This window comes from Streptomyces sp. CB01881 (assembly GCF_002953255.1).
Lineage (GTDB): Bacteria > Actinomycetota > Actinomycetes > Streptomycetales > Streptomycetaceae > Kitasatospora.
On record NZ_CP026498.1, the window covers coordinates 5,108,462 to 5,133,946 of the forward strand.

Genomic DNA, 25,485 nt, shown 5'->3' on the forward strand with positions numbered 1-25,485 from the left:
GCTGGCCGGGGCTTATGCCCCCGAAAGAAACAATCACAACTCCTGAACGCGGCGTCTCGGAGGGGCCCCCTGCGTGCAACACTGGTCTAGACAACATGGCCGCCACCCCGAGCACGGCCGTGACCAGCTTCACCGGAAAGGCACGTCTCATGGCTGAGCGCCGCGTCACCATCGGTTGGGCCGAGGGCCTGCACGCCCGTCCCGCCTCCGTCTTCGTCAGGGCCGTCACGGCCACCGGCGTGCCGATCACCATCGCCAAGCCCGGCGGCCAGCCGGTCAACGCCGCCTCGATGCTCGGCCTGCTCGGCCTCGGCGCCCAGGGCGGCGAGGAGGTCGTCCTCGCCTCCGACGCCGAGGGCGCCGACGAGGCCCTGGACCGCCTCGCCAAGCTGGTCGCGGAAGGCCTCGACGAGCTCCCGGCCGCCGCCTGAGGCCCACCGACTCGAAGTGCTCAGACGCAGGGCGCCCGGCAGTGCATTGACACTGCCGGGCGCTTTTGTTCGCACATTCGATCGCATCCACACCATGGGGCGAACCGGTCGCCGAGCGGCTCCTGTCGGCGGCCGATCGCACACATGCTCGCGGCATGACCTTCTTCGACCTCGAACAGCCCGACCACGCCTATATGTTCGCCTTCCTCCAGGCGGACGGACACCTTGCCCGGGGCACCGGCAACAAGGGCCGGCTCACCGTCGAACTCTCGGCACGCGACGCCCCGATCCTGGAGGAGTTCCAGCGCCTCTGCCCGTTCAACAGCAGCATCCGCCACCGGACTCGCACCACGAACTTCAAGGCGGAGCACACCTCGGCGATGTGGACGGTCTGCGCCCGCGAGTTCCGCGAGGAGCTCCAGGCCCTCGGCCTTCCGGCGGGCCGGAAATCCGAGATCATCGCGCCGCCGACCGTCCCGTTCTCCGAACGCGACTACCTGAGGGGCCTGATCGACGCCGACGGCTCGGTCGGGCTCACGGCCGACGGGTTCCCCTTCGTCAGCTTCGCCACGCAGAGCGACGCCCTCGCCGCCTTCTGTGCCGCCTACGCCGAGAGGCTCTGCGGCGCCCGGCGCACACTCACCCGCAACAAGCGCGATGCGATCTACAACATCCTGTACCTCAAGGAGAACGCGGTGGCACTCTCTAACGACCTCTACCATCCCGGCTGTCTCTCGCTGCCCCATAAACGGACGAGCGCCGAGACAGCGGCGGCCTGGGTCCGGCCACCCGACATGCCGATCGCGCCCCCCAGGCGCGATTGGACGCCGCAGGAGGACGAAGTGCTCCTGAACGCAGCGAGCTTGCAACTCGCCGCCGAACAACTCGGGCGGACGCTCAAGAGCTGCAGCATCCGCAAATGGCGGCTGGTCGGCCCCAAGCGCAGGCGAACTGTGCACCGGTAGACGGACGCCGCGCGGAGGGCCTCGGCACGGTCGGGGCCCTCCGCGCTTCAGCGCTCACCCCTTGATGCAGATGACCTGCTTGATCTGCGCGACGATTTCCACCAGGTCACGCTGCTGCTCCATGACCTTCTCGATCGACTTGTACGCGCCTGGGATCTCGTCGACGACGCCGCTGTCCTTGCGGCACTCCACTCCCCGGGTCTGCTCCTCCAGGTCACGCACCGTGAACCGCTTCTTCGCTGCCGAGCGGCTCATCCTGCGGCCGGCGCCGTGCGACGCGGAGTTGAACGCCGCCTCGTTGCCGAGACCGCGGACGATGAAGGAACTCGTGCCCATCGAGCCGGGGATGATCCCGTACTCGCCGCCTCCGGCCCGGATCGCACCCTTGCGGGTCACGAGCAGGTCGACACCGTCGTACCGCTCCTCCGCCACGTAGTTGTGGTGGCAGCTGATCACCTCGTCGAAGGCGACCTTCTTCCTGGCGAACTCACGGCGCAGCACGTCCTGGAACATCGCCATCATGACGGCGCGGTTGTTCTTGGCGTATTCCTGCGCCCAGTAGAGGTCCTGGCGGTAGGCCTCCATCTGCGGAGTGTCCGAGATGAACACGGCCAGATCGCGGTCGACCAGCCCTTGGTTGTGGGGCAGCGAGCGCGCGACGGTCATGTGGTGCTCCGCCAGCTCCTTGCCGATGTTGCGCGATCCGGAGTGCAACATCAGCCAAACAGAGCCAGTGGTATCAAGGCACAATTCGATCATGTGATTCCCGGCGCCCAGCGTCCCCATCTGCTGCATGGCCCGCTCGCGCCGCCACTTCACCTCGTGGGCGACCCCGTCGAAGCGCTCCCAGAAGTCGTCCCACCCCGACGTCGCGAAGCCGTGGAGCTTGCTCGGGTCGACCGGGTCGGTGTGGAGGCCGCGGCCGACCGGGATGGCCTGCTCGATCTTGGAGCGGAGGCGGGAGAGGTCGTCGGGGAGGTCCTTCGCGGTCAGCGACGTCTTCACGGCGCTCATTCCGCATCCGATGTCCACGCCGACCGCCGCCGGGCAGACGGCGCCGCGCATCGCGATCACGGAGCCGACCGTCGCGCCCTTGCCCAGGTGGACGTCGGGCATCACGGCGAGGCCGTGCAGCCAGGGCAGCGAGCTGATGTTGCGCAGCTGCTGCATGGCCTGGCCCTCGACGGTGGCCGGGTCGGTCCACATCCGGATCGGGACCCGGATGCCGGGTACCTCGGTGTACGACATGGTTGAACGACCTCCAAAGGTCGGTTGGTTCAAGCCTAGGTGGGTGCCGCGCGAAGGATCCCGGTGCGGCTCGGGGAAGATCAGGGGTGCGCGGTGCTCAGGCCGCGTAGGGGCATCGGGAGGACGGCCTTGGGGAGCGCTGTATGGTCGGCTCGACCCGCATGGTGACCGCCTCCTCTCCGTGTGTGTACCGGCTGCCGGGGATATCTACCCATAGGGCGATCACGCCCCGCAAGGGATTTAAACGCGGCGGGCCCGGCAGAGCGCAGTGCTCCACCGGGCCCTGCCCGTAAGGCGGTTCAGGCCTCTCGGCCGTATCAGGTGGTGATCACGGTGACCTCGCCGATGCCGAGCGCGCGGACGTCGTCGGCGAACGCGGCGGCGTCGCCGACCAGGACGGTGACCAGGCGGTCCGGCGGGAAGGCGGCGGCCACGGCCTCGGTGGCGGCGGCCGTGGGGAGCACGGCGAGCTGCCGGTAGACCTCGGCCTGGTAGTCGTCGGGCAGGTGCTGCTCGACCTGGTCGGCCAGGGTGCCGGCGACCGAGCCCGCGGTCTCGTACTTCAGCGGGGCCACGCCGACCAGGAACTGCACGGCGTCGTCGCGCTCGGCGTCGGTGAGGCCCTCGGCGGCGAGGGTGCGCAGGATGGTCCAGGTGTCGGCGAGCGCCGGGGCGGTGGAGGCGGTGTCCACCGAGCCGCTGATCGCCAGCAGCGCGCGGCCGGTGCCGTCGGCCGGGGAGCGCAGCGGCTGGGCGAAGGCCCGGACGCCGTAGGTGTAGCCCTTCTCCTCCCGCAGGACGCGGTCGAGGCGGGAGGTGAGGGTGCCGCCGAGGCAGTAGGTGCCGAGGATCTGGGCGGCCCAGGCCGGGTCGTGCCGGTCGGGCCCGATGCGGCCGATCAGCAGCTGGGTCTGGACGGAGCCGGGGCGGTCGACGATGACGACGCGGCCGGTGTCGTCGGCGGTGACGGGGGCGTGCGTGCTCGCCGCCGCGTCGGTGCCGGTCCAGGTGCCGAGGGTGGCTTCGAGCAGGGCGGGCAGGTCGGTGCCGGTGAGGTCGCCGACCACGACGACGGTGGTGGTGGCGGGCCGGATGTGGGCGTCGTAGAAGGCCTTGACCGCGGCCCGGTCGATGGACTTGACGGTGTCGGCGGTGCCGCCGCGGGCGCGGGAGAGCCGGTCGGCGCCGTCGAAGAGCTCGGCGTAGAGGGCCTTGGCGGCCCGGCGGGCGGGGTTGGCCTGCTCGTGGACGATCTCGTCGAGCCGGTTGGCGACGAGGCGCTCGATCTCGTCCTCGGGGAGGGCGGGGGCGCGCAGGGCGTCGGCGAGGAGGCTGAGGCCGCGCTGGAGCCGGCTGGCGGGGACTTCGAGGGAGACCCGGATGCAGGGGTGGTCGGCGTGGGCGTCCAGGGTGGCGCCGGCGCGCTCCAGCTCGGCGGCGAACTCCTCGGCGGTGAGGGTTTCGGTGCCCTCGCTGAAGGCGCGGGCGAGGATGCCGGCGATGCCGTCGAGGCCGTCGGGCTCGGCGGCGAGCGGGGCGTCGAGGAGGATGTCGACGGCGACGAGCTGCTGGCCGGGGCGGTCGCAGTGCAGGACGGTGATGCCGTTGCCGAGGGCGGCGCGCTCGGGGGCGGGGAAGGCCCACGGGCTGGGGGTGCCGGGCTCGGGCTGGGGGTGGAACGTCATGGCGGGGACGTAGTCCGTGCTCATGCGGCAGCGCCCTCCTCTTCGGTCGCGTCGGTGGCGGTCTGGTCGGCGTCGGTGCCGGTGTCGTCGGCGTCGTCGGCCGTGGTGGGCTCGTAGACGAGGACGGCCCGGTTCTGCGGGTGGAGGCGGGCCTGCGCGATCGCCTGGACCTCCTCGGCGGTGACGTCCAGCACCTTGGTCAGGGCGCTGCCCAGCAGCTTGGGGTCGCCGAACAGGACGGCGTAGCGGCAGAGTTCGTCGGCGCGGCCGGCGACGGTGGTCAGCCGGTCGAGCCATTCGCGCTCGATCTGGGCCTGGGCGCGCTCCAGTTCGGCGGCGGTGGGGCCTTCGGCGGCGAAGCGTGCGAGCTCCTCGTCGACGGCGGTCTCGACCTGCTCGATGGTGGCGTCGCCGGAGGTCTTGATGTCGAGCCAGCCGAGGCTGGGGGCGCCGGCGAGGCGGAGCAGGCCGAAGCCGGCGGCGACGGCGGTGCGGTCGCGCCGGACGAGCCGGTTGTAGAGGCGGCTGGACTCGCCGCTGCCGAGGATGGTGAGGGCGAGGTCGGCGGCGTCGGCCTCGCGGGTGCCGTCGTGCGGGAGGCGGTAGGCGGCCATCAGGGCGCGGGAGGGGACGTCCTCGCGGATGTCCTCGCGCAGTTCGCGGCCGATGGTGTCGGGGAGGGCGCCGTCGCGCGGGGGCTGCTTGCCGTCGTGGGCGGGGATGCTGCCGAAGTACTTCTCGACCCAGGCGATGGTCTGCTCGGGGTCGATGTCGCCGACGACGGAGAGGACGGCGTTGTTGGGCGCGTAGTAGGTGCGGAAGAACGTGCGGGCGTCCTCCAGCGTCGCGGCGTCCAGGTCGGCCATGGAGCCGATGGGGGTGTGGTGGTACGGGTGGCCGTCGGGGAAGGAGAGCGCGGTGAGCTTCTCGAAGGCGGTGCCGTAGGGGACGTTGTCGTAGCGCTGGCGGCGCTCGTTCTTGACGACGTCGCGCTGGTTCTCCATCGAGGCGTCGTCGAGGGCGGCGAGCAGGGAGCCCATCCGGTCGGCCTCCAGCCAGAGGGCGAGCTCCAGCTGGTGGGCGGGCATGGTCTCGAAGTAGTTGGTCCGCTCGAAGCTGGTGGTGCCGTTGAGGGAGCCGCCGGCGCCCTGGACCAGTTCGAAGTGGCCGTTGTTGGAGACGTTCGCGGAACCCTGGAACATCAGGTGCTCGAAGAGGTGGGCCAGTCCGGTGCGGCCCTTCACCTCGTGGCGGGAGCCCACGTCGTACCAGAGGCAGACGGCTGCGACCGGGGTGAGGTGGTCCTCGGAGAGGACGACGCGCAGGCCGTTGGCCAGGCGGTGCTCGGTGATGGCGATGGCAGCGCCAGTTCCTCCGGTGGAGGCGGATGCGGGGGCCGGGTTGGCCATGCGCTCGGGTCCTTCCCGTCGTCGATGTCGGGGGCTTCGTGTGGCGTCCCCATTGTGGTGCAACGCGCGAAGGGCGTGGATGTGTCCGCGCGGACGGGGCGTTCGCCAGGGGCGGAAGAGGGGCGCTGGCCGGGAGTGTCGGTGGAAGGGTCCACAATGGGGGCGCTGAGCCGTGATCCGAAGCAGACAGACGTGTCAGACAGATGCAAGGGAGCCCCGCCGCGATGGCCCGCCGCAGTTCGCAGACCCCGCCGCCCGGAGATTTCGAGGAGCGCATCCTCGATGTCGACGTCGTGGACGAGATGCAGGGCTCCTTCCTGGAGTACGCCTACTCGGTGATCTACTCGCGTGCGCTGCCCGACGCGCGGGACGGTCTGAAGCCGGTGCACCGGCGGATCCTGTACCAGGCCAACGAAATGGGCCTGCGGCCGGAGCGGGGGCACGTGAAGTGCGCGCGCCTGGTCGGCGAGGTGATGGGCCGGTTGCACCCGCACGGCGACGCGTCGATCTACGACTCCGTGGTGCGCATGGCGCAGCCGTTCTCGATGCGGTTGCCGCTGATCGACGGGCACGGGAACTTCGGTTCGCTGGGCAACGACGACCCGCCGGCCGCGATGCGGTACACGGAGTCGCGGTTGACGGCGGCGTCGATGGCGATGGTGGAGTCGATCCACGAGGACACCGTCGACTTCGGGCCGAACTACGACGGCAGTGAGCAGGAGCCGCTGGCGCTTCCGGCCGCCTTCCCGAACCTGTTGGTGAACGGTGCGACGGGTATCGCGGTCGGCATGGCGACGAACATGCCGCCGCACAACCTGTCCGAGGTGGTGGCGGCGGCCCGGCACCTGATCAAGCACCCGAACGCGGACCTGGACACGCTGATGCGGTTCGTCCCCGGTCCGGACCTTCCGACGGGTGGGCGGATCGTCGGCCTGTCGGGCATCCGGGACGCGTACGAGTCGGGCCGCGGCACCTTCAAGATCCGCGCCACCACGACGATCGAGGCGGTCTCCGCCCGCCGCAAGGGCATCGTGGTCACCGAGCTGCCGTACAACGTCGGCCCGGAGAAGGTGATCTCGAAGATCAAGGACCTGGTCAACGCGAAGAAGCTGCAGGGCATCGCGGACGTCAAGGACCTCACCGACCGCGAGCACGGGCTGCGGCTGGTGATCGAGGTGAAGAACGGCTTCGTGCCGGAGGCGCTGCTGGAGCAGCTCTACAAGCTGACGCCGATGGAGGAGACCTTCGGCATCAACAACGTGGCACTGGTGGACGGCCAGCCGCTGACGCTGGGGCTGCGGGAGCTGCTGGAGGTCTACGTCGACCACCGCTTCGAGGTCATCCGCCGGCGCAGCGACTTCCGGCGCCGCAAGCGGCAGGAGCGGCTGCACCTGGTCGAGGGTCTGCTGGTGGCGCTGGTCGACATCGACGAGGTCATCGCGATCATCCGGTCGAGCGACAACGCGGCGCAGGCGAAGGAGCGCCTGATGGAGCGCTTCTCGCTGTCGGAGACCCAGACGGCGTACATCCTGGACACTCCGCTGCGCCGGCTGACCCGGTTCGACCGGGTGGAGCTGGAGCAGGAGCAGGCGAAGCTCAACTCGGAGATCGCCGAGCTGACGGAGATCCTGGAGTCGGACGCGCGGCTGCGCAGTGTGGTGTCGGCGGAGCTGGCCGCGGTGGGCAAGCAGTTCGGCACGGAGCGGCGGACGGTGCTGTTGGAGGCGGGTGCGGTTCCGTCGGCGTCGCTGGCGGTGCCGTTGGAGGTGGCGGACGATCCGTGCCGGGTGCTGCTCTCGTCGACGGGTCTGCTGGCGCGGACGGCGGACGGCGAGCCGTTCGAGCTGTCGGAGAAGCGGTCGAAGCACGACGTGATCGTGTCGGCGGTGCCGGCGACGGCGCGTGCGGACGTGGGTGTGGTGACGTCGGCGGGCCGGGTGCTGCGGCTGCCGGTGATCGACCTGCCGGCGCTGCCTCCGACGCCGTCGCCGACGTTGGCGGGCGGCGCCGCGGTGGGCGAGTTCCTGCGTCTGGAGGCGGGTGAGCGGGCGCTGGCGCTGACGACGCTGGACGAGTCCTCGCCGGGTCTGGCGCTGGGGACGGCGCAGGGTGTCGTCAAGCGGGTGGTGCCCGAGTGGCCGGCCAACAAGGACGAGTTCGAGGTGATCGCCCTCAAGGATGGTGACGAGGTGGTCGGCGCGGTCGAACTGCGCACCGGCGAGGAGGACTTGGTCTTCATCGCCTCCGACGCCCAGTTGCTGCGTTACCCGGCGGGCCAGGTCCGTCCGCAGGGCCGTCCGGCGGGCGGCATGGCCGGCATCAAGCTGTCGGACGGTGCCCGGGTGCTGTCGTTCACGGCGGTGGACCCGGCGGCCGACGCGGTGGTGGTCTCGGTGGCGGGTGCCGCGGGCACGCTGACCGGTGAGGAGCAGAGCTCCTGGAAGGTCACCCCGTTCGAGCAGTACCCGCGCAAGGGCCGTGCGACCGGTGGTGTCCGCTGCCAGCGCTTCCTGCGGGGCGAGGAGTCGCTCACCTTCGCGTGGGCCGGCCCGTCGCCGGCCCGTGCGGCGACCGCGAAGGGTGCGCCGGTCGACCTCCCGGAGCGCGACCCGCGTCGTGACGGCTCGGGCACTCCGGTGACGACGCCCATCGCGGTGGTCGCGGGCCCGGCGTAGCGGCGCCGGCCGGCGGATCGGACTCGTGGCGGGGCACCTCTCGGTGTCCCGCCACGGTCATTTCGGTACGGGTAGCCTGACCTGCGTGAGCACTTGTGCGACGTTGTCGCGTGAACTGTCGGAGCCGTTGGCCGCCACGGCGGCGACCGCCACGACCTGGCTGCTGGTCGAGCAGAGCGGGCCGTGGGGGGCCAAGGCGCTGGCGGAGAGCCATCTGGACGCGGCGGTCGGGCGGGCGCTGGAGGCGGCCGCGGCGGGGACCGGCGTGCGGGTGGCGCTGATCCGGCGGCCGGGGCGGCATGCCGACTGTCTGCCGGCCGCGCGCCACGAGGTGATCGTGGCGCACACCGTGCCGGGGCGGGGCTGGGTGCGGCGGGCCGGGGTGGCGGATCCGGCGGAGTTGCTGGCCCTGGACTTCGCGGCGCTGGGCGCCGGGGAGCACGGCGGGTTCGGTGCGGAGCACGTCGGCGGGCCGGTGGCCCTGGTGTGCACCAACGGCCGGCGGGACCGCTGCTGTGCGCTGCTGGGCCGGCCGTTGGCGGCCGAGCTGGCGGTGGCCGGGCACAGCGAGGTGTGGGAGGTGACGCACCTCGGCGGGCACCGCTTCTCCCCCACCATGCTGGTGCTGCCGTACGGCTACGCGTACGGCCGGCTGACGGCGGAGTCCGCGAAGGAGGTCCTGGCGGCGACGGCGGCCGGGCACATGGTGCCCGAGTGGTCGCGCGGCTGCTCAGGCTGGGAGCGCCCGGGCCAGGCGGCCGACCACGCGGTCCGGCTGGCCAGCGGCGAGACCGGGGTGGACGCGCTGGCGCTGACGCAGCGGCCGGCCGGTGCGGGCCGCTGGCTGGTGACGGTGAGCCACGAGGACGGCCGCGTCTGGGAGGTCGAGATCGCCGAGGGCGCGAGTGAGCCGCCCCGCCCCGAGAGCTGCGGCAAGGCTGCGGGCACGCCGTCCCGGATGACCGTGACGGCCCTGCGGGAGGTGTGACGGCCCCGCGCCCGTGGGGGTGGGCGCGGGACCGTCGGCGCGGGTTCAGCCGGTGGCGGCCTTGCCGACGAACTCGGTGGTGTAGGTGCGGGAGAGGTCGATGGAGCCCTCCTTGCCCTTGACGTCCGGGTGGAAGGCGGCGAGGACGGCGAGGACGGTCCCGGGGCCGTCGGCGGGCATCACGCCGTTGGTGGTGAACATCGGCAGGGTCGCCTTGATCGCGGCCGCGTACTGCTCGGCGCCGCCCTGTGCGTAGTCGGCGGGCATCTTCGCGGCGATCTCCTCGGGGCTGTGGGTGGACATCCACTTGAGGGTCTTCACGAAGGCGTTGGCGAGCTTCTGGGTGGTGTCCTTGTTCTTCTCCACCCAGTCGGTGTTCATGTAGAGCGAGGACGAGGGGTAGAGCCCGCCGAGCGCGGCGCGCGAGCCCTCGGGGGTGCGCATGTCGTAGAGGATCTTGCCGAGGCCCTTGTCGAGGATGTTGGCGACGGTGGGGTCGGTGGTCATGCCGGCGTCGATGGAGCCCTGTTGGAGCGCGGCGATGAAGGTCTGGCCGGCGCCGACCGCGATCGGGCTGAAGTCGGCCACCGCGGTGCCGTTCTTGACGGCGAGGTACTTGGTGAGGAAGTCGGTGGAGGAGCCGATGCTGGTGACGCCGAGCTTCCTGCCCTTGAAGTCCGCGCCGGACTTGATGGCGTCGGCCTGCTTGGCGGAGACGATCTCGACCTCGCCGGGGGCCTGGGAGAACTGGACCACCGACTCGACGTTCTTGCCCTTGGCCTGGAGGTCGATGGTGTGGTCGTAGAAGCCGACCGCGCCCTGGACGTCGCCGGCGAGCAGGGCGGTGGTGGCGTTGACGCCGGCCGGTTCGCTCATCAGCTCGACGTTGACGCCGGCCTCGGCGAAGAAGCCCAGGCGCTGGGTGAGCATGGCGGGCATGTAGATGACCTTGTCCAGGCCACCGACCATGATCTTGACCTTGGGCCCGTCGACCTTCTGGCCTGCCGGGGCTGCGCCGTTGTGGGAGGTGGAGGCGGCGTCGTTGGCACAGGCGGCGAGCGGGAGGAGCAGGACGGCGGCGAGGGCGGCTGCGGCGACTCTGCCGGTCGGGTTCGGGCGCATGGGTGGGGTGCCTCTCTACGGACTGCGGGAAGACGGGAACGGGCGGAGCCGAGGGGGACGGCGGGGCGGACGGGAAGGGGCGGAGCCGAGGGGGACGGCGGGAACGGGCGGCGGGAACGGGCGGCGGGAACCGGGGGGTCAGCGGCCGTCGCCGGAGTCGGCGGGCTTCCAGCGGAAGAGTCTCTTCTCGGCGAAGGTCAGCAGCCCCTCGGTGAGCAGCGCGACCACCGCCAGGATGGTCATGGCCGCGTACACGCCGGCCGCGTTGAAGGTGCCCTGGGCGGCGGCGACGAGCAGGCCGAGGCCCTTGGTGGCGCCGATGTACTCGCCGACGATGGCCCCGATCAGTGCGAAGCCGAAGCTCACGTGGAGGCTGGTGAAGATCCAGGTGGTGGCGGCGGGGATGACCACCTGGAGAGTGACCCTGCGGTTGTCGGCGCCCAGGATGCGGGCGTTGGCGACGAGGTTGCGGTCCACCTCGCGGGCGCCCTGGAAGGCGTTGAAGAAGACCGGGAAGAACACCAGGACCACCGCGGAGGCCACCTTGGAGGCCGGGCCGAGGCCGAACCAGATCAGGAAGATCGGGGCCAGCACGATGCGCGGGATGGCGTTCAGCACCTTGATGTAGGGCCCGAACACGTCGGCCAGGAAGCGGATCCGGCCGAGCGCGATGCCCAGCAGCACGCCGCCGGTGACGCCGATCACCCAGCCGGTGAGGGCCTCGTAGAGGGTGTAGCCGATCTGCTCGCCGAGCGAGCCCTGGGCGGTGCCGTGGGTGGTCCACTGCCAGATCTGCGCCCAGATCCTCGACGGCTGGGAGAAGTTGAACGGGTCGATCACGTCGGTGCGGGCGCACAGCTCCCAGAGCCCGAGGAAGGCGACGAGCACCGCGACCCGGGCCCCGTACACCCCCAGCCTCCGGTTGCGGGCGGCCCGTTCGCGGGCCTCGGTCCTGGTGGTGGGCACGGCCGCCGACTCGGCGGCGACCACGGTCTCAAGCGGCACGACCCGCTCCTCTCTCACGGGTGATGCGCACCTCTTCGCCGAGCGAGGCCCAGATCTCGCGGTAGAGCTCGACGAACCTCGGCTCCAGCCGGACGGCCTCCACGGTACGCGGGCGCGGCAGGTCGACGGTGAAGACCTCCTTGACGGTGGCCGGGCCGGCCGTCATCACGACGACCCGGTCGGCCAGCGCGATCGCCTCGTCCAGGTCGTGGGTGACGAAGACGACCGAGGACCCGGTACCGGCCCACAGCTCCAGCAACTGGTCGGACATCAACGCGCGGGTCTGCACGTCCAGCGCCGAGAAGGGCTCGTCCATCAGCAGGATCCGCGGGTCGTTGACGAAGGTCTGGGCGAGCGCGACGCGCTTGCGCATGCCTCCGGAGAGCTGGTGCGGGTAGCGGTCCTCGAAGGCGCCGAGGCCGACCCGGTTCAGCCAGTCGCGGGCCCGCTCCCGGGCCTCGGCGGCCGGGACGCCGCGGAAGCGCGGGCCGGCCATGACGTTGGACAGGACGGTGCGCCAGGGGAAGACGGCGTCCTGCTGGAAGACGAAGCCGACCTGCGGGTTGATCCCGTCGACCGGCTCGCCGTACACCCGGACGTCGCCCTCGGTGGGCTCCTCCAGACCGCTGACCAGTGTCAGCGTGGTGGACTTGCCGCAGCCGGTGGGGCCGACGACGGCGACGAACTCGCCCTCCGCCACGGTCAGGTCGAGATCGCGGACGGCGGTGTGCAGGGTGCCGGACGGGGTGCGGAACCGCTTGGTCGCGCCGGTCAGCTCGATCGCCGGGGCAGCCGCCGGGGCTGCCACCGGATCCGGTACCCGGCTTGTCGCGGGGGTTTTGCTCATGGGACCTCCCGGGTCTCTGCTTGCTCCGGGAGGCTAGGAGCGACCGGGGCGGCGGCGGGAGGCTTCTCGGCGTACTGCGGGTTCTCCGCGTTGAGGGCTGTTCTGCTCGTTTTGCTTCCGCTACAACAACGGGGACGCGGCTGACAGAAACACCTCGGAAACATAGGGTGTGCCGACCACCCGCCCGCCCGGACCGAGGGGCACCCGCCCGGCCCGACCGCCCGGCCCGACCGCCCGCCGGACCGGAGGCAGGCACCCGTAGCACCCCGCCCCGCCCGTACGCCCGCCCGCGAGCCCGCCGAGAGGAGGCCCGGATGAAGCACCCCCGCTGGCCCCGCCGGGTCTTCGCCCAGCTGCTGCTGAGCCAGACCGTGGTCACCGTCGGCGTCACCGTCGTCACCGCAGGCCTGTTCCTCGCGCCGGTCAGCTCCGAGCTGGACCACGACGCGATGCAGCGCGCGCTGTCGATCGCCCAGGCCACCGCCAGTGACGAGGTGATCGCCCGGGCCGCCGAGGCGCGCGACTCCGCGACGGCGCAGCGCAACGCCGAGCAGATCCGGCTGGCCACCGGCGCCAGCTTCGTCGTGGTCACCGACCTCGACGGGATCCGGCTCTCGCACACCGATCCGGACCGGATCGGCCAACGGGTCTCCACCGACCCGGAGCCGGCGCTCGGCGGCCGCAGCGTCACCGCCATCCAGGAGGGCACCCTGGGCCGCACCGCGCGCGGGAAGGTGCCGCTGCGGATCGCCGGCGGGCGGATCGTCGGCGAGGTGTCGGTCGGGATCAGCGACGACTCGATCCGGCGGCGGCTGCTGAAGATGCTCACCGGCATCCTGCTCTGTGCGGGCGCCGGCCTGGCCGCCGGCACCGTCGCCACCCTGGCGCTGGCCCGCCGGCTGAAGCGGCGCACCCACAACATCGCGGTGGCCGACATCTCGGCGCTGCTGGTGGAACGCGAGGCGATGCTGCACGGCATCCGCGAGGGCATGGTGGCGCTGGACGAGCGCGGCCGGATCCGGCTGGCCAACGACGAGGCGGTCCGGTTGCTCGGCCTGCCCGCGGGTTGCGCCGGGCGGCCGATCGACGAGGTCCTGCCGCCCGGCCGGCTGGCCGACGTGCTGGCCGGCCAGATCACCGGCGCCGACCTGCCGGCCGTCCGCGACGACCGGGTGCTGGTGGTGAACCGGATGGCGACGGCCGAGGGCGGCGCGGTCGTGACACTGCGCGACCGGACGGAGCTGGAGTCACTGGTCCGCGAGCTGGACACCACCCGCAGCCTCACCGAGGCGCTGCGGGCGCAGGACCACGAGCACGCCAACCGGATGCACACCCTGCTGGGGCTGCTGGAGCTCGGCCGGCACGAGCAGGCGGTGGCGTTCATCTCCGAGCAGTCGGGTTCGCACGCGGCGGTCGCGGCGCGGATCGCCGAGCAGGTGCAGGACCCGCACGTCGCCGCGCTGCTGGCCGGCAAGGCGGCGGTGGCCGGCGAGCGGGGCGTCCGGCTGGTGGTCGCCCCGGCGGCGCACCTGCCGGACGCGGTGGTGGACACCCGGACGCTGGTCACCGTGCTCGGCAACCTGATCGACAACGCCGTGGACGCGCTGGCGCCGGGCGGCGGCGGCCGGGTGGCGGTGACCCTGGCCGCGGCCGGCTCCACCCTGCTGATCGAGGTCGCGGACAGCGGCCCGGGCGTGCCGGAGGAGCTGCGCGAGCGGGTCTTCGAGGAGGGGTGGAGCAGCAAGGACGCGCCCGCGCACCGGCCGCGCGGGCTGGGGCTGGCGATGGTGCGGCGGCTGGTCGAACGGACCGGCGGCCGGATCGTGCTGGACGGCGGCCCGCTCGGCGGCGCCCGGTTCACCGTCGAGCTGCCCGAGGCCCTGCACGACGGGGGCATGTGCGACGCGGCCTCCGGCGGTCTGCACGGCGGACCGCTGCCCGCAGAGTCCCTTGCCGAGGGGGCCCTGCCCACCGCCGATGTGCCGCACCCGGGGGACCAGCTCACCGCACCGCTCGTGGAGGCGTGATGATCGACGTACTCGTGGTGGACGACGACTTCCGGGTCGCCGACGTGCACGCCGCGTACGTGGCCAAGGTGCCCGGCTTCCGGGTCACCGGCACCGTGCACTCGGCCGCCGAGGCGCTGGCCGCGCTGGAACGCCGCCCGGTCGACCTGCTGCTGCTCGACCACCACCTCCCGGACGAGACCGGTCTCGCCCTGGTCCGCCGGCTGCGCGAGCGCGACATCACCTGCGACGTGATGATGGTGACCGCCGCCCGGGACGTCTCCACCGTGCACGCCGCGATGCAGCACGGCGCCCTGCAGTACCTGGTCAAACCGTTCAGCTTCGCCGGGCTGCGGGAGAAGCTGGTCGCCTACGCGCAGCTGCGGCACGCGCTCGCCGGGCCCGCCGCCCGTGAGGCCGGCCAGGACGAGGTGGACCGGCTGTTCGCGACCCTGCGCAGCGCGGCGGCCCCGGCGGCCGCCCTGCCCAAGGGCCACTCCGCGCCCACCACCGACCTGGTCCTCGGCGTGCTGCGCCGGGCCGGCCGGCCGCTCTCCGCCCAGGAGGTCGCGGACGCCACGGGGCTGAGCCGCTCCACCGCGCAGCGCTACCTCAAGCAGCTGGAGCGCGACAACCGGCTGCGGCTGACCCTGCGCTACGGCGACACCGGGCGGCCCGAGCACCGCTACGTGCTGGCGGTCCGCACCTGAGTCACCTGCCGGCCGGTCCGCGCCCGGGCCACGTGCCGGCCGGTCCGCACCTGGGCCCGGACGTGCCGAACCCCGGCGGGTCCCAGGCCCGCCGGGGTTCGGGAGGAGTGCCGCTCAGGCCGCCCCGGCGCCCGTGAGGGAGCGGACCTCCAGCTCGGCGTAGCGGTCCGGGTCGGCCGGCTCGGGCGAGGTGACCGTGCCGATCCAGCCGGCCAGGAAGCCCAGCGGGATGGAGACGATGCCCGGGTTCTCCAGCGGGAACCAGTGGAAGTCCATCCCCGGGAAGAGCGCCATCTTGCTGCCGGAGACCACCGGCGAGAAGGCCACCAGCACCACCGCCGGGATGAGCCCGCCGTAGACCGAGCAGACCGCACCGCGCGGGGTGAACCGCCGCCAGAACAGGCTGTACAGCAGCACCGGCAGGTTGGCCGAGGCGGCGACGGCGAAGGCCAGGCCGACCAGGAAGGCGACGTTCAGCTGCTGGGCGAAGAGGCTGAGCGCGATCGCGACCGCCCCGATCCCCACGGCGGCGATCCGTGCGACGCCGACCTCCTGCTGCTCGGAGAGCCGGGCGGCCGTTTCACCGGCACCGCTCCCACCGGCCGCCCGTCCGCCGGCGGCCGCCCTCGCGCGCGCCCGCCGGGAGGCCGGGACGGCGGCCCGGCGGCCCCGGGGGCGGCGGCGCGGACGGTCGCGCCAGGCGCCCGCCCAGATGTCGTGGGCGAACGCCGCCGAGGAGGCGAGCGTCAGCCCGGCGACCACGGCGAGGATGGTGGCGAAGGCGATCGCCGAGATCAGTGCGAAGAGCAGCACCCCGCCGGTGGAGCCGTTGCCGCCGCCGAGGACCAGGGCCAGCAGCGGGACGGCGGTGTTCCCCGCCGGGTTGGCGTGCCGGACCTCGGCCGAGCCGACCAGGGCGGTGGCGCCCAGGCCGAGCGCGATGGCCATCAGGTAGAAGCCGCCGACCAGCCCGATCGCCCACATCGTCGAGCGCCGGGCGGCCCGTGCGGTGGGCACGGTGTAGAAGCGGGAGAGGATGTGCGGCAGCCCGGCGGTGCCCAGGACCAGGGCCAGGCCGAGGCTGAAGAAGTCCAGCCTGCTGGTGACGCTCCCGCCGTACTTGAGCCCCGGCTCCAGGTACCGCTGCCCGGCGCCGCTGTGCTGGGCGGCCTGGCGCATCAGCTCGGCGACGTCCCCGTGGAAGCGGACCATCAGCAGCACGGTGAGCAGCACCGAACCGGCCACCAGCAGGACGGCCTTGACGATCTGGATCCAGGTGGTGGCCCGCATCCCGCCGATCGTCACGTAGACGATCATCAGCCCGCCGACCGCGACGATGGTCCAGGTCCGGGCCCCGGAACTGTTGGTGCCGAGCAGCAGGGCGACCAGGCTGCCCGCGCCGACCATCTGGGCGACCAGGTAGAGCAGGGTGACGACGACGCTGGCGCCGCCGGCCGCCGCCCGGACCTTGCGGCGGCGCAGCCGCAGGGCCAGCACGTCGGCGAGGGTGTACCGGCCGGCGTTGCGGACCAGTTCGGCGACCAGCATCAGGACCACCAGCCAGGCGACCAGGAAACCGATGCTGTAGAGCACGCCGTCGTAGCCGTAGAGCGCGATCAGCCCGGCGACGCCGAGGAAGGAGGCGGCGGAGAGGTAGTCCCCGGAGAGCGCGAAGCCGTTCTGCAACGGGGTGAAGTCGCGGCCGCCGGCGTAGAAGTCCTCGGCCGCGCTGCCTCGGCGGCCCACCCACAGGGTGATGCCCAGGGTGACGAGGACGATGACGGCGAAGAGCACGATGGCCAGGTCGTGGTGGTCCCCGGTGGGGGCGACGGGGGGCGGGGTGGCGGTCCTCATCGCAGCTGGTCCTGGGTGTCCCAGCGGAGCTCCAGGGCGGCCCGGTCCCGCTTGGTGCGGGCGTTGCGGGCGTAGAGCCAGGTGAGCAGGAAGGTCGAGGCGAACTGCAGCAGCCCCAGCAGCCAGGCCACGTTGAGCGGGCCGGCGATCCGGGTGCGCATGACGCCGGGCGCACCGGCCTGGGCCGCGACGTACAGCAGGTACCAGCCGAGGAAGGCGGCGCTGGCGGGGAAGACGAAGGCCCGGTAGCCGCGCTTGATGTCCTGGAAGGCGTCGCTGGCCTGGACGGCGCGGTACACCTCGGTGCTGCTGTCGACGGCCGGCGGGGCGGCGGGCTGCCCGGGTGCCTGCGGGGGCACGGCGTCCCCGCGGACCGGCCGGACCGACGGCTCGGCCGGTGCCGGTGCCGTGAGCCGCGCCTGCGCCGGTGCCGTGTACGGCACCGTGTACGGCACCGGGGTCGGCGCCTGTGCCGGGGGCGGCTCCTCGGCGGACCGACCGGGTGGGGCGGAGGCGGCGGGAGCGGCCCACCAGTCGAATCGCTGCCCCTGACCGGGGCTGCTCGTCTGCTGCTGTGGCACTACTGCTCCTGAGCCGAGGGGTGTACTGACCAAACCATGATGGAGGCCCGCAAACCCCGCCAACTCCCATTGCAGATACGTTCACTCGATGAGGTGATCGATGATCCGACAGACACTCATCGGACTACTGCTGCGTACCGGTGATCCCGTGTCGGAAGGCGTACGCGACCGCCTGCGCCCTGTCCCGGACGGCGGTCTTGGCGAACAGGTTGTTGATGTGGGTCTTCACCGTGGCCGGGCTGACGAACAGCCGCCGGGCGATCTCGGCGTTGGAGAGCCCGTCGGCGATCAGCGCCAGCACCTCGGCCTCACGGGCGGTCAGCCCGTCCGGCAGCTCGCCCGTGGGCGCCGCCGGGGAGGCCGCGGGCCGGGTCGGGGACGAGCTCGGGGATGAGCTCGGGGAGGGGCTCGTGCCGGGAGCGGCGGCGGGGGCGGGCCCGGCCGTGGGGGCCGCGTCCGCCAGCCGTTCCAGCAGCCGCAGCTGCACCTGCGGTGAGAGCCCCGCCGCGCCCGAGCGGACGTCCGCGATGGCCCTGGCGATCTCCTCGCCGCCGGCGTCCTTGGTCAGGTAGCCGCGCGCCCCGGCCTGCAACGCGGGGAACAGCGAGTCGTCGTCGGCGTAGGTGGTGAGCACCACCACCTCGGTCTCCGGGTGGGCGGACCGGATCCGGCGGGTCGCCTCGACGCCGTCGCAGCGGGGCATCCGCAGGTCCATCAGGACCACGTCCGGGTGGTGCCGCTCCACCAGGGCGACGGCCTCCTCGCCGTCGGCGGCGGCGGCGACCACCTCGATCCCCGGCAGCAGCCCGAGCAGCATGACGATGCCCTCGCGCACCACCGTCTGGTCGTCCGCGACCACCACGCGGACCGCGCTCACGACGGCACCCTCAGCAGCACGCGCCATCCTCCCTCGTCCGGGCCCGCCAGCAGGGTGCCGCCGAGCAGTTCCGCGCGTTCGCGCATCCCCAGCAGACCGTACCCGCTGCCGCTGGCCGCCAGCTCCCCGGCCGACTCGCCGCGCGCCGGGCGGGTGTTGCGCACCTCCAGCTCCACCTCCTCCGGCAGGTAGCGCAGTTCGACGGTGCAGCGTGTGCCGGAGGCGTGCTTGCGCACGTTGGTCAGCGCCTCCTGCGCCGTGCGCCGCACCGCGAGCCCTGCCTCGGCCGCGAGCGGACGCGGCGTGCCGGTGACCGAGAGGACGGCCCGCTCACGCCCCGTCAGCTCCACGAGGAACTCCCCGACCGGGGTGAACTCGCCCCGCAACGCGGAGAGCGCCTGCCGGGTTTCGGCCAGCCCGTCCTGCGCCATCCGCCGGGCGGCCACCACCCGTTCGCGGACCTGCTCCCGGTCGGTGCCGGCGTCCAGCATCAGCCGGGCCGCCTCCAGGTGGACGAGCTGCGCGGAGAGGCTGTGGGCGAGCACGTCGTGGATCTCCCGGGCGATCCTGGCCCGTTCGGCGAGCGCCGCGGTCTCCGCCTCGGCGGCCCGGGCCGCCCGCTCCTGGGTGAGGAGCCGGCGGGCAGTGCCGCGCGCCTCGGTGTCCAGCCGCAGCAGGTAGCCGAGCAGGGTGAGCCCTCCGACCGTGGCCAGGACGCTCAGCCAGCTCGCCCAGCTCGCCACCGCGTACGAGACGAGCGCGACCACGGCCGTGACCAGCGCGGCGGCGGGCGGCAGCCGGACCAGCGCGGTGACCGCCAGGCCGGACCAGACGAAGTCGGCCAGCAGGTACGCCCGCCCCCAGTTGGCCAGCCAGGCGCTGGCGATCAGCGAGACGGACAGGACGAGGGTGGACCGCAGCCGCTGTTCGCGGCTGGTCCACAGGAAGGCCGCCGCCTGGGCGACGCACGCGACCAGCCCGCCCCCGGCCGCCACGGCGCTCCAGCCGTCGTACCTGCCGTTGGAGTACGTCCCCAGGACGAGCGTGACGAGCAGCACGATCCGGCCGATGGCCGTGAGGGCGCGCCGCGCCGGGCTCTCGGCCTCGCGCTCCAGCCCCTCCCGGGACGGCCAGCGGGTCCAGCTCCACCCGGGCGCGGGCACGGGCACCTCCATCGGGGCACTTGGGTTCGTTTCCGGGCCGCTTCCGGGCCCGGCGGCCACGGCTCCCGGGGGAACGGCCCCCGAAGGTGCGGCTCCCGGGAAACGGCCGGCTGTCAGTAGTACGCGGGCTCCAGGTGCCGCGCCCTCCAGTTCACCACGAGTGTCCTGACCAGCAGCAGCACCGCCAGGCCGAGCAGCAGCGCGCTGCCGCTCTGGCGGACGTGCAGCGCCGCGCCGACCCCGAACAGGCCGAGCCGGATGGCGAGCATGCCCGCCCAGGCCGCCGCCGTGGCCTGGGTGCCCCGCGCCCAGACCGCGCCGTCCTCGTCCTGCCAGAGCTGGATGGTCCAGCCCCAGACGGATCCCATCGCGAGGACCAGCAGCAGCGAGACGGCGAGCAGGGCTACGGCGGCACCCTGGTGAGCACGGTCGATCATCTGTGGATCGCGCAGCGCGACCACCACGAGGATCAGCGGCAGCAGCCAGAAGCGTCGTTCGGTCTCCAGGCGGCGCGCCTGCATCTGGCGGCCGATCACCAGTGCCATCACCGCGATGACCACGAGGATGTTGACGAGGCCGGTCATCGGTCTCTCCGTTCCGGCGGAAGGGGCTGGCTGACCTCTCCGACGCTACGGATCCGGCGCCGTCCGCTGATCGGAGCCGGGGTGGACCGGGGGGTGGACCCGGCAGCACGAAGGCCCTCCACCCACGGGTGGAGGGCCTCGCTGCGGAACGGGCCGCTCAGGCGCCGAACGGCTCAGGCGTCGAACGGCCCGGTCGCCGAACGGCTCAGGCGTCGATGCGCGAGCGGTCCAGGGTGGCCGCCGAGTCCACGATGAACTCCTTGCGCGGGGCGACGTCGTTGCCCATCAGCAGGTCGAAGATCCTCTCGGCCTGTTCGAGGTCGCCCAGGTTGATCCGGCGCAGCGTGCGGTGGCGCGGGTCCATGGTCGTCTCGGCCAACTGGTCGGCGTCCATCTCGCCGAGGCCCTTGTACCGCTGCACCGGGTCCTTCCAGCGCAGGCCCTTGCGCTGGAACTCCAGCACGGTGGAGCGCAGCTCGGCGTCGGAGTAGGTGTAGTGGTACTTCTCCTGGCCGCGCTTGGGGTTGACGAGCTCGATCCGGTGCAGCGGCGGCACCGCGGCGAAGACCCGGCCCTGCTCGACCATGGGCCGCATGTACCGCTGGAAGAGCGTCAGCAGCAGGCAGCGGATGTGCGAGCCGTCGACGTCGGCGTCGGCCATGAAGATCACCCGGCCGTAGCGGGCCTGGTCGATGTCGAAGGTGCGGCCCGAACCGGCCCCTATCACCTGGATGATCGCGGCGCACTCGGTGTTCTTGAGCATGTCGCTCACGGACGCCTTCTGGACGTTGAGGATCTTGCCGCGGATCGGCAGCAGGGCCTGGAACTCGGAGTTGCGGGCCAGCTTGGCGGTGCCGAGCGCCGAGTCGCCCTCGACGATGAAGAGTTCGCTGCGGTCGACGTCGTCGCTGCGGCAGTCGGCCAGCTTGGCCGGCAGCGAGCTGGTCTCCAGCGCGGTCTTCCGGCGCTGCGCCTCCTTGTGCTGGCGGGCGGCGACCCGGGTGCGGGCGGCGGCGACGATCTTCTCCATGACGGCCCGCGCCTGGAGCTTCTCGTCCTTCTTGGCGGAGGTCAGGAAGGCCTTGAGCTCCTTGGCGACCACGGCGGCGACGATCCGGTTGGCCGCCGAGGTGCCCAGCACCTCCTTGGTCTGGCCCTCGAACTGCGGCTCGGCGAGCCGGACGGTGACCACCGCGGTGAGGCCCTCGGTGGCGTCGTCCTTGGTGATGTCGTCCTCGGCGACGCGCAGCAGCTTGCTCCCGCGGAGCGCCTCGTTGACCGTCTTGGCGAGCGAGCGCTCGAAGCCGGTGATGTGGGTGCCGCCCTTGGGCGTGGCGATGATGTTGACGAAGGAGCGCAGCGTGGTGTCGTAGCCGGCGCCCCAGCGCAGTGCGATGTCCACGCCGAGGTGGCGGGTGACCTCGGTGGGCGTCATGTGGCCGAGCTCGTCCAGGACGGGGACGGTCTCCTTGAAGGTGCCCTCGCCGCGCAGCCGCAGGACGTCGCAGACCGGCTTGTCGGGCGCGAGGAACTCGCAGAACTCGGCGATGCCGCCGTCGTAGCGGAAGGTCGACTCCTCGACCTTGTCGCTCTCGGTCAGGCGCTCGTCACGGACGACGATGGTCAGCCCGGGGACGAGGAAGGCGGTCTGCCGGGCCCGGCTGTGCAGGTGCTCCAGCGAGAGCCGGGCGTCCTTGAGGAAGATCTGCCGGTCGGCCCAGTAGCGGATCCGGGTACCGGTTCGGGTCTTGGGGACCTTGCGGGCCTTGGTGAGGCCGTTGGCCGGCTCGAAGGGGGCGTCCGGGCTGGTCTCGGTGAAGATGCCGGGGGTGCCGCGGCGGAAGCTGATCGCGTGGGTGTGGCCGTTGCGGTCGACCTCGACGTCGAGGCGGGCGGAGAGCGCGTTGACGACGGAGGCGCCGACGCCGTGCAGACCGCCGGAGGCCGCGTAGGAGCCGCCGCCGAACTTGCCGCCGGCGTGCAGCTTGGTCATCACGACCTCGACGCCGGACAGCCCGGTCTTGGGCTCCACGTCGACCGGGATCCCGCGGCCGTTGTCGCGCACCTCCACGGAGGAGTCGTCGTGCAGGACGACGTCGATCCGGTCGCAGTGGCCGCCCAGCGCCTCGTCGACGGAGTTGTCGATGATCTCCCAGAGGCAGTGCATCAGCCCACGGCTGTCGGTCGAGCCGATGTACATGCCCGGACGCTTGCGAACCGCCTCCAGGCCCTCCAGGACGAGCAGGTGCCGAGCGGTGTAGTTGGAACCGTCGTCGCCGGCCAGCAGTGCGGACGGCACGGTCGTTTCGGCACTCACGCGGCACTCTCCTCGGTGAAGTTCTGTCTCATCGGTCACATCCGACCCGGTCACGTCCGGCCCGGCCGGTTCCGGGGTGGCCGGTTCCGGGGTGGCGTCCGGCCGCAGCCGGACCGTCCGCCAGTGCAGCACACCACACCGACAGCCGTTCCCCTGCGTGTGCGCGCCCTTCCGCCGAGTGCGCAGCACGGCGGGCGGGGCCCGCGCAGCTTGTACGCGCTGCGCGAACAAGCTCCGCGCCGGACGACGGACGCCGGAGCGCCATCTCCTCCCGGTACCACCGGTCCTGGCGGATCGTGGGACCGGGCGCAGGCTCCGGAACTGCCGTTATGCAGGCTACCGGGGCCTGAGACGGGGCTTATGCTCCAACCCAGCAGAGGATTATGCTACGCGGACCTCGCACCCGATCCCGATCGGGCGTTCGAGCGTGAGGCGGATCCTGGGATTCGGTACGCATGAACCACCGGCCCCCGGGGCACGTCCTCATCAACACAGCAGAATCCTCAAAGAAGAAAAGCCACGAGCGGGAACGTTTTCGGCCTGGTTGGATGTTGACCCTGGTACGACAGCTCGTCGAGCTAGAGAAGAGGCGACGTGACTACTGTTCTGACACCTGCGAGCCCGCTCACCGCGGCTGACCGCTGCGACCGCTGCGGCGCCCAGGCCTACCTGCGCGTCGTACTCGCCAGCGGCGGAGAGCTGCTCTTCTGCGCCCACCACGGCCGGAAGTTCGAGCCCGAGCTCAAGAAGATCGCCGTGGAGATACAGGACGAGAGCGGCCGTCTCAGCAACACCCCCACTGCCACGGCCAGCGACGAAGAGCGCTGAGTCCCAGGCGCCACAGCAGCAACCAGCGACGAGCTGTGTCCGGCCGCGCACCGCGCGCGACCGGTGAGCCGGGCGACGGCCCCCCTTCCGGGGCCGGTCGCCCGGCTCTGCTGTTCTGCGCCCACCGCTCCCGGTGGTCACACCGTCACCGGTTCTCCCGCCCGGCCCGGCGACACGGCGTCAGAAAGTGACCCGGCAACTACAGTACGGAGTGCACCGCGTCCGAGACCGAGCCGATCCTGGTATAGACGCCAGGGTGTGCCGCCTCCGCGCAGCCGGTTCCCCAGGAGACCAGCCCGGCCAGCCGGCCCGCGACGACCAGCGGGCCCCCACTGTCCCCCTGGCAGGCGTCCTTGCCGCCCTTCTCCTCCGCCGCGCAGACCATGCCGCGGGCGTCGAACCGCCCGTCCGGCCCGCCCGGGTAGGCCTGCGCGCAGGTCTGGTCCGGGATGATCGGCACGTCGACGCCGCGCAGCACGGGTGAGTAGTTCCCGGTCCCGGCGGTGTCCCCCCAGCCGTAGACCTGCGCCCTGGTCCCCGGCTGGTACGGCGCGGTCTCGCCCTGGCCCACCAGGCCGATCACCGGCTTGGCGCCCTGCGACTCGGTGAGCGTGACCACCGCCACGTCGTTCATGTTGGCGGCGAAGGCGTAGTCGGGGTGGATCCAGACCGACTGGACGTTCACCTCACGGCCGACCGAGCCGCGCAGATCGTCCCGGCCGACCAGCACCTTGAGGCCCGGCCGGTCCACCCGCTGGCCCTTGGCCTCGTCGTAGAAGCAGTGCGCCGCCGTCACCACCTTGGTCGGGGTGACCAGCGCGCCACCGCAGAACTGCCCGGACCGGCCGGTGCCGAACTGCTGGCGGCTGGCCAGCGCCACCATCCACGGGTGGTCGGCGGTGGTCGCGACGGCCCCGCCGACGATCCGGCCCTGGGCCCGGGCCGGGGCGGCCGCCGGGCCCAGCGCGACCAGCGGCGCGGGCAGCGCCGCGAGCAGGGCCAGCACGGCGGCCCGGTGGCGCGCCAGCCGGGCGCCCGGGCGTGCCGGTGTCGGGGCGGCGGTCGACAGATCCGCGCGGTCCGGGTTGGGCAGCACCGTGTCTCCAGTTGGCTCGGCAGCAGGCAACCGGCACAGCGTAGGTGATCGACTACGTCCTGCGACCGGTTCCCGCCGCGCCGCCACCCGGACGAGCGACAACGGCCACCCGGACGCTGACGCACCCGGCCCCGGGCTTGCGAAGGGAGTCCGGAGGTGCCCGCCCGGGATCCGGGCAGGGCCCGGTCAGGGTTCCGACAAGGCTAGGACGGGGTTCCGGCAGGCTCGGACGGGGTTCGGACGGCGCCAGGGCGGGCTTCGGACGGGATTAGGAGGGCGCTCGGGCAGGGTTTCGGGCAGGTTTCGGGCAGGTTTCGGGCGGCGCCCGGCAGGACAGTGGGGCCCGGCGGACACGCGAAGAGGCCCGGAGCGGTGTGCTCCGGGCCTCTTCCGCAGGGCTTCCGCCCTGGATCCTGCCGATCAGTCCAGGTAGTCGCGCAGCACCTGGGAGCGCGACGGGTGGCGCAGCTTCGACATGGTCTTGGACTCGATCTGGCGGATGCGCTCACGGGTGACCCCGTAAACCTTGCCGATCTCGTCCAGCGTCTTCGGCTGACCGTCCGTCAGGCCGAAGCGCATCGACACCACGCCCGCCTCGCGCTCGGACAGGGTGTCCAGCACCGAGTGCAGCTGCTCCTGGAGCAGGGTGAAGGAGACCGCGTCGGCCGGCACGACCGCCTCGGAGTCCTCGATCAGGTCACCGAACTCGCTGTCGCCGTCCTCGCCCAGCGGGGTGTGCAGCGAGATGGGCTCGCGGCCGTACTTCTGGACCTCGATGACCTTCTCCGGGGTCATGTCGAGCTCCTTGGCCAGCTCCTCCGGGGTGGGCTCGCGGCCCAGGTCCTGGAGCATCTGGCGCTGGACGCGGGCCAGCTTGTTGATGACCTCGACCATGTGCACCGGGATACGGATGGTGCGGGCCTGGTCGGCCATCGCGCGGGTGATCGCCTGGCGGATCCACCACGTGGCGTACGTGGAGAACTTGTAGCCCTTGGTGTAGTCGAACTTCTCGACCGCACGGATCAGACCGAGGTTGCCCTCCTGGATCAGGTCCAGGAAGAGCATGCCGCGGCCGGTGTAGCGCTTGGCCAGCG

21 protein-coding genes are annotated in these 25,485 nt (G+C 72.3%); 7 read left to right on the plus strand and 14 right to left on the minus strand.

The genetic code is table 11. From position 1 onward, the window contains the following. Positions 1–149 precede the first annotated feature (149 nt). Together C2142_RS12225 and C2142_RS12230 are read left to right on the plus strand one after the other, a co-directional pair. Entirely contained in the window at positions 150–431 is a 282-nt protein-coding gene (locus C2142_RS12225; RefSeq protein ID WP_148642671.1) for an HPr family phosphocarrier protein, read from the plus strand. Positions 432–586: 155 nt separating this feature from the next. After that, positions 587–1,396, plus strand: a complete 810-nt coding sequence (locus C2142_RS12230; protein WP_174315636.1) for an LAGLIDADG family homing endonuclease — start codon at positions 587–589, stop codon at positions 1,394–1,396. A gap of 54 nt (positions 1,397–1,450) precedes the next feature. On the opposite strand, the gene C2142_RS12235 is transcribed toward C2142_RS12230, so the two are convergent. The 3 genes from C2142_RS12235 to C2142_RS12245 all read right to left on the minus strand — a co-directional run bounded on the left by C2142_RS12235 (position 1,451) and on the right by C2142_RS12245 (position 5,738). Continuing rightward, positions 1,451–2,644 (minus strand): RtcB family protein, encoded by a 1,194-nt coding sequence (locus tag C2142_RS12235; RefSeq protein WP_148642672.1) that lies wholly within the window; start codon positions 2,642–2,644, stop codon positions 1,451–1,453. A gap of 317 nt (positions 2,645–2,961) precedes the next feature. Continuing rightward, on the minus strand, positions 2,962–4,329 hold the full coding sequence (locus C2142_RS12240) for a pitrilysin family protein (RefSeq protein ID WP_148644730.1): 1,368 nt from the start codon (positions 4,327–4,329) through the stop codon (positions 2,962–2,964). A gap of 20 nt (positions 4,330–4,349) precedes the next feature. Beyond that, positions 4,350–5,738, minus strand: coding sequence for a pitrilysin family protein (locus C2142_RS12245; RefSeq protein WP_148642673.1), 1,389 nt, complete (start codon positions 5,736–5,738; stop codon positions 4,350–4,352). Positions 5,739–5,962: 224 nt separating this feature from the next. Between C2142_RS12245 and C2142_RS12250 the strand changes: the two genes are divergently transcribed. Both C2142_RS12250 and C2142_RS12255 read left to right on the plus strand, forming a co-directional pair. Next, a complete protein-coding gene (locus tag C2142_RS12250) occupies positions 5,963–8,413 on the plus strand; it encodes a DNA topoisomerase IV subunit A (RefSeq protein WP_148642674.1) in 2,451 nt (816 codons plus the stop codon). A gap of 85 nt (positions 8,414–8,498) precedes the next feature. Next, entirely contained in the window at positions 8,499–9,401 is a 903-nt protein-coding gene (locus C2142_RS12255; protein WP_148642675.1) for a sucrase ferredoxin, read from the plus strand. A 45-nt stretch (positions 9,402–9,446) separates the two neighbouring features. Here C2142_RS12255 and C2142_RS12260 read toward each other — a convergent pair whose 3' ends face one another. The 3 genes from C2142_RS12260 to C2142_RS12270 form a co-directional block, all read right to left on the minus strand. Continuing rightward, positions 9,447–10,523, minus strand: a complete 1,077-nt coding sequence (locus tag C2142_RS12260) for an ABC transporter substrate-binding protein (protein ID WP_148642676.1) — start codon at positions 10,521–10,523, stop codon at positions 9,447–9,449. Positions 10,524–10,661: 138 nt separating this feature from the next. After that, on the minus strand, positions 10,662–11,528 hold the full coding sequence (locus C2142_RS12265; RefSeq protein WP_148642677.1) for an ABC transporter permease: 867 nt from the start codon (positions 11,526–11,528) through the stop codon (positions 10,662–10,664). Beyond that, the gene (locus C2142_RS12270; RefSeq protein WP_148642678.1) at positions 11,518–12,375 is read right to left on the minus strand and encodes an ABC transporter ATP-binding protein; all 858 of its coding nucleotides are present in this window, start codon (positions 12,373–12,375) and stop codon (positions 11,518–11,520) included. The genes C2142_RS12265 and C2142_RS12270 overlap by 11 nt, the downstream gene beginning before the upstream one ends. Before the next feature lie 314 nt (positions 12,376–12,689). Between C2142_RS12270 and C2142_RS12275 the strand changes: the two genes are divergently transcribed. Further along, the gene (locus C2142_RS12275) at positions 12,690–14,402 is read left to right on the plus strand and encodes a sensor histidine kinase (RefSeq protein ID WP_148642679.1); all 1,713 of its coding nucleotides are present in this window, start codon (positions 12,690–12,692) and stop codon (positions 14,400–14,402) included. Beyond that, complete coding sequence (locus tag C2142_RS12280; RefSeq protein WP_148642680.1) at positions 14,402–15,091, plus strand: response regulator; 690 nt, start codon at positions 14,402–14,404, stop codon at positions 15,089–15,091. Before C2142_RS12275 ends, C2142_RS12280 begins: the two co-directional genes overlap by 1 nt. 114 nt (positions 15,092–15,205) lie before the next feature. On the opposite strand, the gene C2142_RS12285 is transcribed toward C2142_RS12280, so the two are convergent. The 6 genes from C2142_RS12285 to C2142_RS12310 form a co-directional block, all read right to left on the minus strand. Further along, on the minus strand, positions 15,206–16,945 hold the full coding sequence (locus C2142_RS12285) for a cation acetate symporter (RefSeq protein WP_148642681.1): 1,740 nt from the start codon (positions 16,943–16,945) through the stop codon (positions 15,206–15,208). Further along, on the minus strand, positions 16,942–17,526 hold the full coding sequence (locus tag C2142_RS12290; RefSeq protein WP_241002533.1) for a DUF485 domain-containing protein: 585 nt from the start codon (positions 17,524–17,526) through the stop codon (positions 16,942–16,944). Before C2142_RS12290 ends, C2142_RS12285 begins: the two co-directional genes overlap by 4 nt. A 124-nt stretch (positions 17,527–17,650) precedes the next feature. Beyond that, a complete protein-coding gene (locus tag C2142_RS12295) occupies positions 17,651–18,430 on the minus strand; it encodes a response regulator transcription factor (RefSeq protein WP_148642682.1) in 780 nt (259 codons plus the stop codon). Beyond that, the gene (locus tag C2142_RS12300) at positions 18,400–19,566 is read right to left on the minus strand and encodes a histidine kinase (protein ID WP_241002534.1); all 1,167 of its coding nucleotides are present in this window, start codon (positions 19,564–19,566) and stop codon (positions 18,400–18,402) included. The genes C2142_RS12295 and C2142_RS12300 overlap by 31 nt, the downstream gene beginning before the upstream one ends. 113 nt (positions 19,567–19,679) lie before the next feature. Beyond that, on the minus strand, positions 19,680–20,150 hold the full coding sequence (locus C2142_RS12305; RefSeq protein WP_148642684.1) for a DUF1453 family protein: 471 nt from the start codon (positions 20,148–20,150) through the stop codon (positions 19,680–19,682). A 205-nt stretch (positions 20,151–20,355) separates the two neighbouring features. Next, complete coding sequence (locus C2142_RS12310) at positions 20,356–22,467, minus strand: DNA topoisomerase IV subunit B (RefSeq protein ID WP_148642685.1); 2,112 nt, start codon at positions 22,465–22,467, stop codon at positions 20,356–20,358. A 594-nt stretch (positions 22,468–23,061) separates the two neighbouring features. Here C2142_RS12310 and C2142_RS12315 point away from each other — a divergent pair. After that, positions 23,062–23,295: a hypothetical protein gene (locus C2142_RS12315; protein WP_148642686.1), complete on the plus strand. Its 234-nt coding sequence runs from the start codon at positions 23,062–23,064 to the stop codon at positions 23,293–23,295. Between the two features lie 199 nt (positions 23,296–23,494). On the opposite strand, the gene C2142_RS12320 is transcribed toward C2142_RS12315, so the two are convergent. Next, the gene (locus tag C2142_RS12320; protein WP_148644732.1) at positions 23,495–24,301 is read right to left on the minus strand and encodes a serine protease; all 807 of its coding nucleotides are present in this window, start codon (positions 24,299–24,301) and stop codon (positions 23,495–23,497) included. Positions 24,302–24,811: 510 nt separating this feature from the next. Further along, positions 24,812–25,485, minus strand: a 674-nt coding sequence (locus C2142_RS12325; protein ID WP_241002535.1) for an RNA polymerase sigma factor, incomplete at its 5' end; no start/stop codon positions are given.

Excerpts from the sequence above, each read along its gene's own strand:
- C2142_RS12280 (WP_148642680.1), top strand. The coding sequence starts at position 14,402 with ATGATCGACGTACTCGTGGTGGACGACGACTTCCGGGTCGCCGACGTG.
- C2142_RS12295 (WP_148642682.1), bottom strand. The coding sequence starts at position 18,430 with ATGGCGCGTGCTGCTGAGGGTGCCGTCGTGAGCGCGGTCCGCGTGGTG.
- C2142_RS12305 (WP_148642684.1), bottom strand. The coding sequence starts at position 20,150 with ATGACCGGCCTCGTCAACATCCTCGTGGTCATCGCGGTGATGGCACTG.
- C2142_RS12270 (WP_148642678.1), bottom strand. The coding sequence starts at position 12,375 with ATGAGCAAAACCCCCGCGACAAGCCGGGTACCGGATCCGGTGGCAGCC.
- C2142_RS12260 (WP_148642676.1), bottom strand. The coding sequence starts at position 10,523 with ATGCGCCCGAACCCGACCGGCAGAGTCGCCGCAGCCGCCCTCGCCGCC.
- C2142_RS12245 (WP_148642673.1), bottom strand. The coding sequence starts at position 5,738 with ATGGCCAACCCGGCCCCCGCATCCGCCTCCACCGGAGGAACTGGCGCT.
- C2142_RS12240 (WP_148644730.1), bottom strand. The coding sequence starts at position 4,329 with ATGACGTTCCACCCCCAGCCCGAGCCCGGCACCCCCAGCCCGTGGGCC.
- C2142_RS12225 (WP_148642671.1), top strand. The coding sequence starts at position 150 with ATGGCTGAGCGCCGCGTCACCATCGGTTGGGCCGAGGGCCTGCACGCC.
- C2142_RS12235 (WP_148642672.1), bottom strand. The coding sequence starts at position 2,644 with ATGTCGTACACCGAGGTACCCGGCATCCGGGTCCCGATCCGGATGTGG.
- C2142_RS12275 (WP_148642679.1), top strand. The coding sequence starts at position 12,690 with ATGAAGCACCCCCGCTGGCCCCGCCGGGTCTTCGCCCAGCTGCTGCTG.
- C2142_RS12285 (WP_148642681.1), bottom strand. The coding sequence starts at position 16,945 with ATGAGGACCGCCACCCCGCCCCCCGTCGCCCCCACCGGGGACCACCAC.
- C2142_RS12250 (WP_148642674.1), top strand. The coding sequence starts at position 5,963 with ATGGCCCGCCGCAGTTCGCAGACCCCGCCGCCCGGAGATTTCGAGGAG.
- C2142_RS12230 (WP_174315636.1), top strand. The coding sequence starts at position 587 with ATGACCTTCTTCGACCTCGAACAGCCCGACCACGCCTATATGTTCGCC.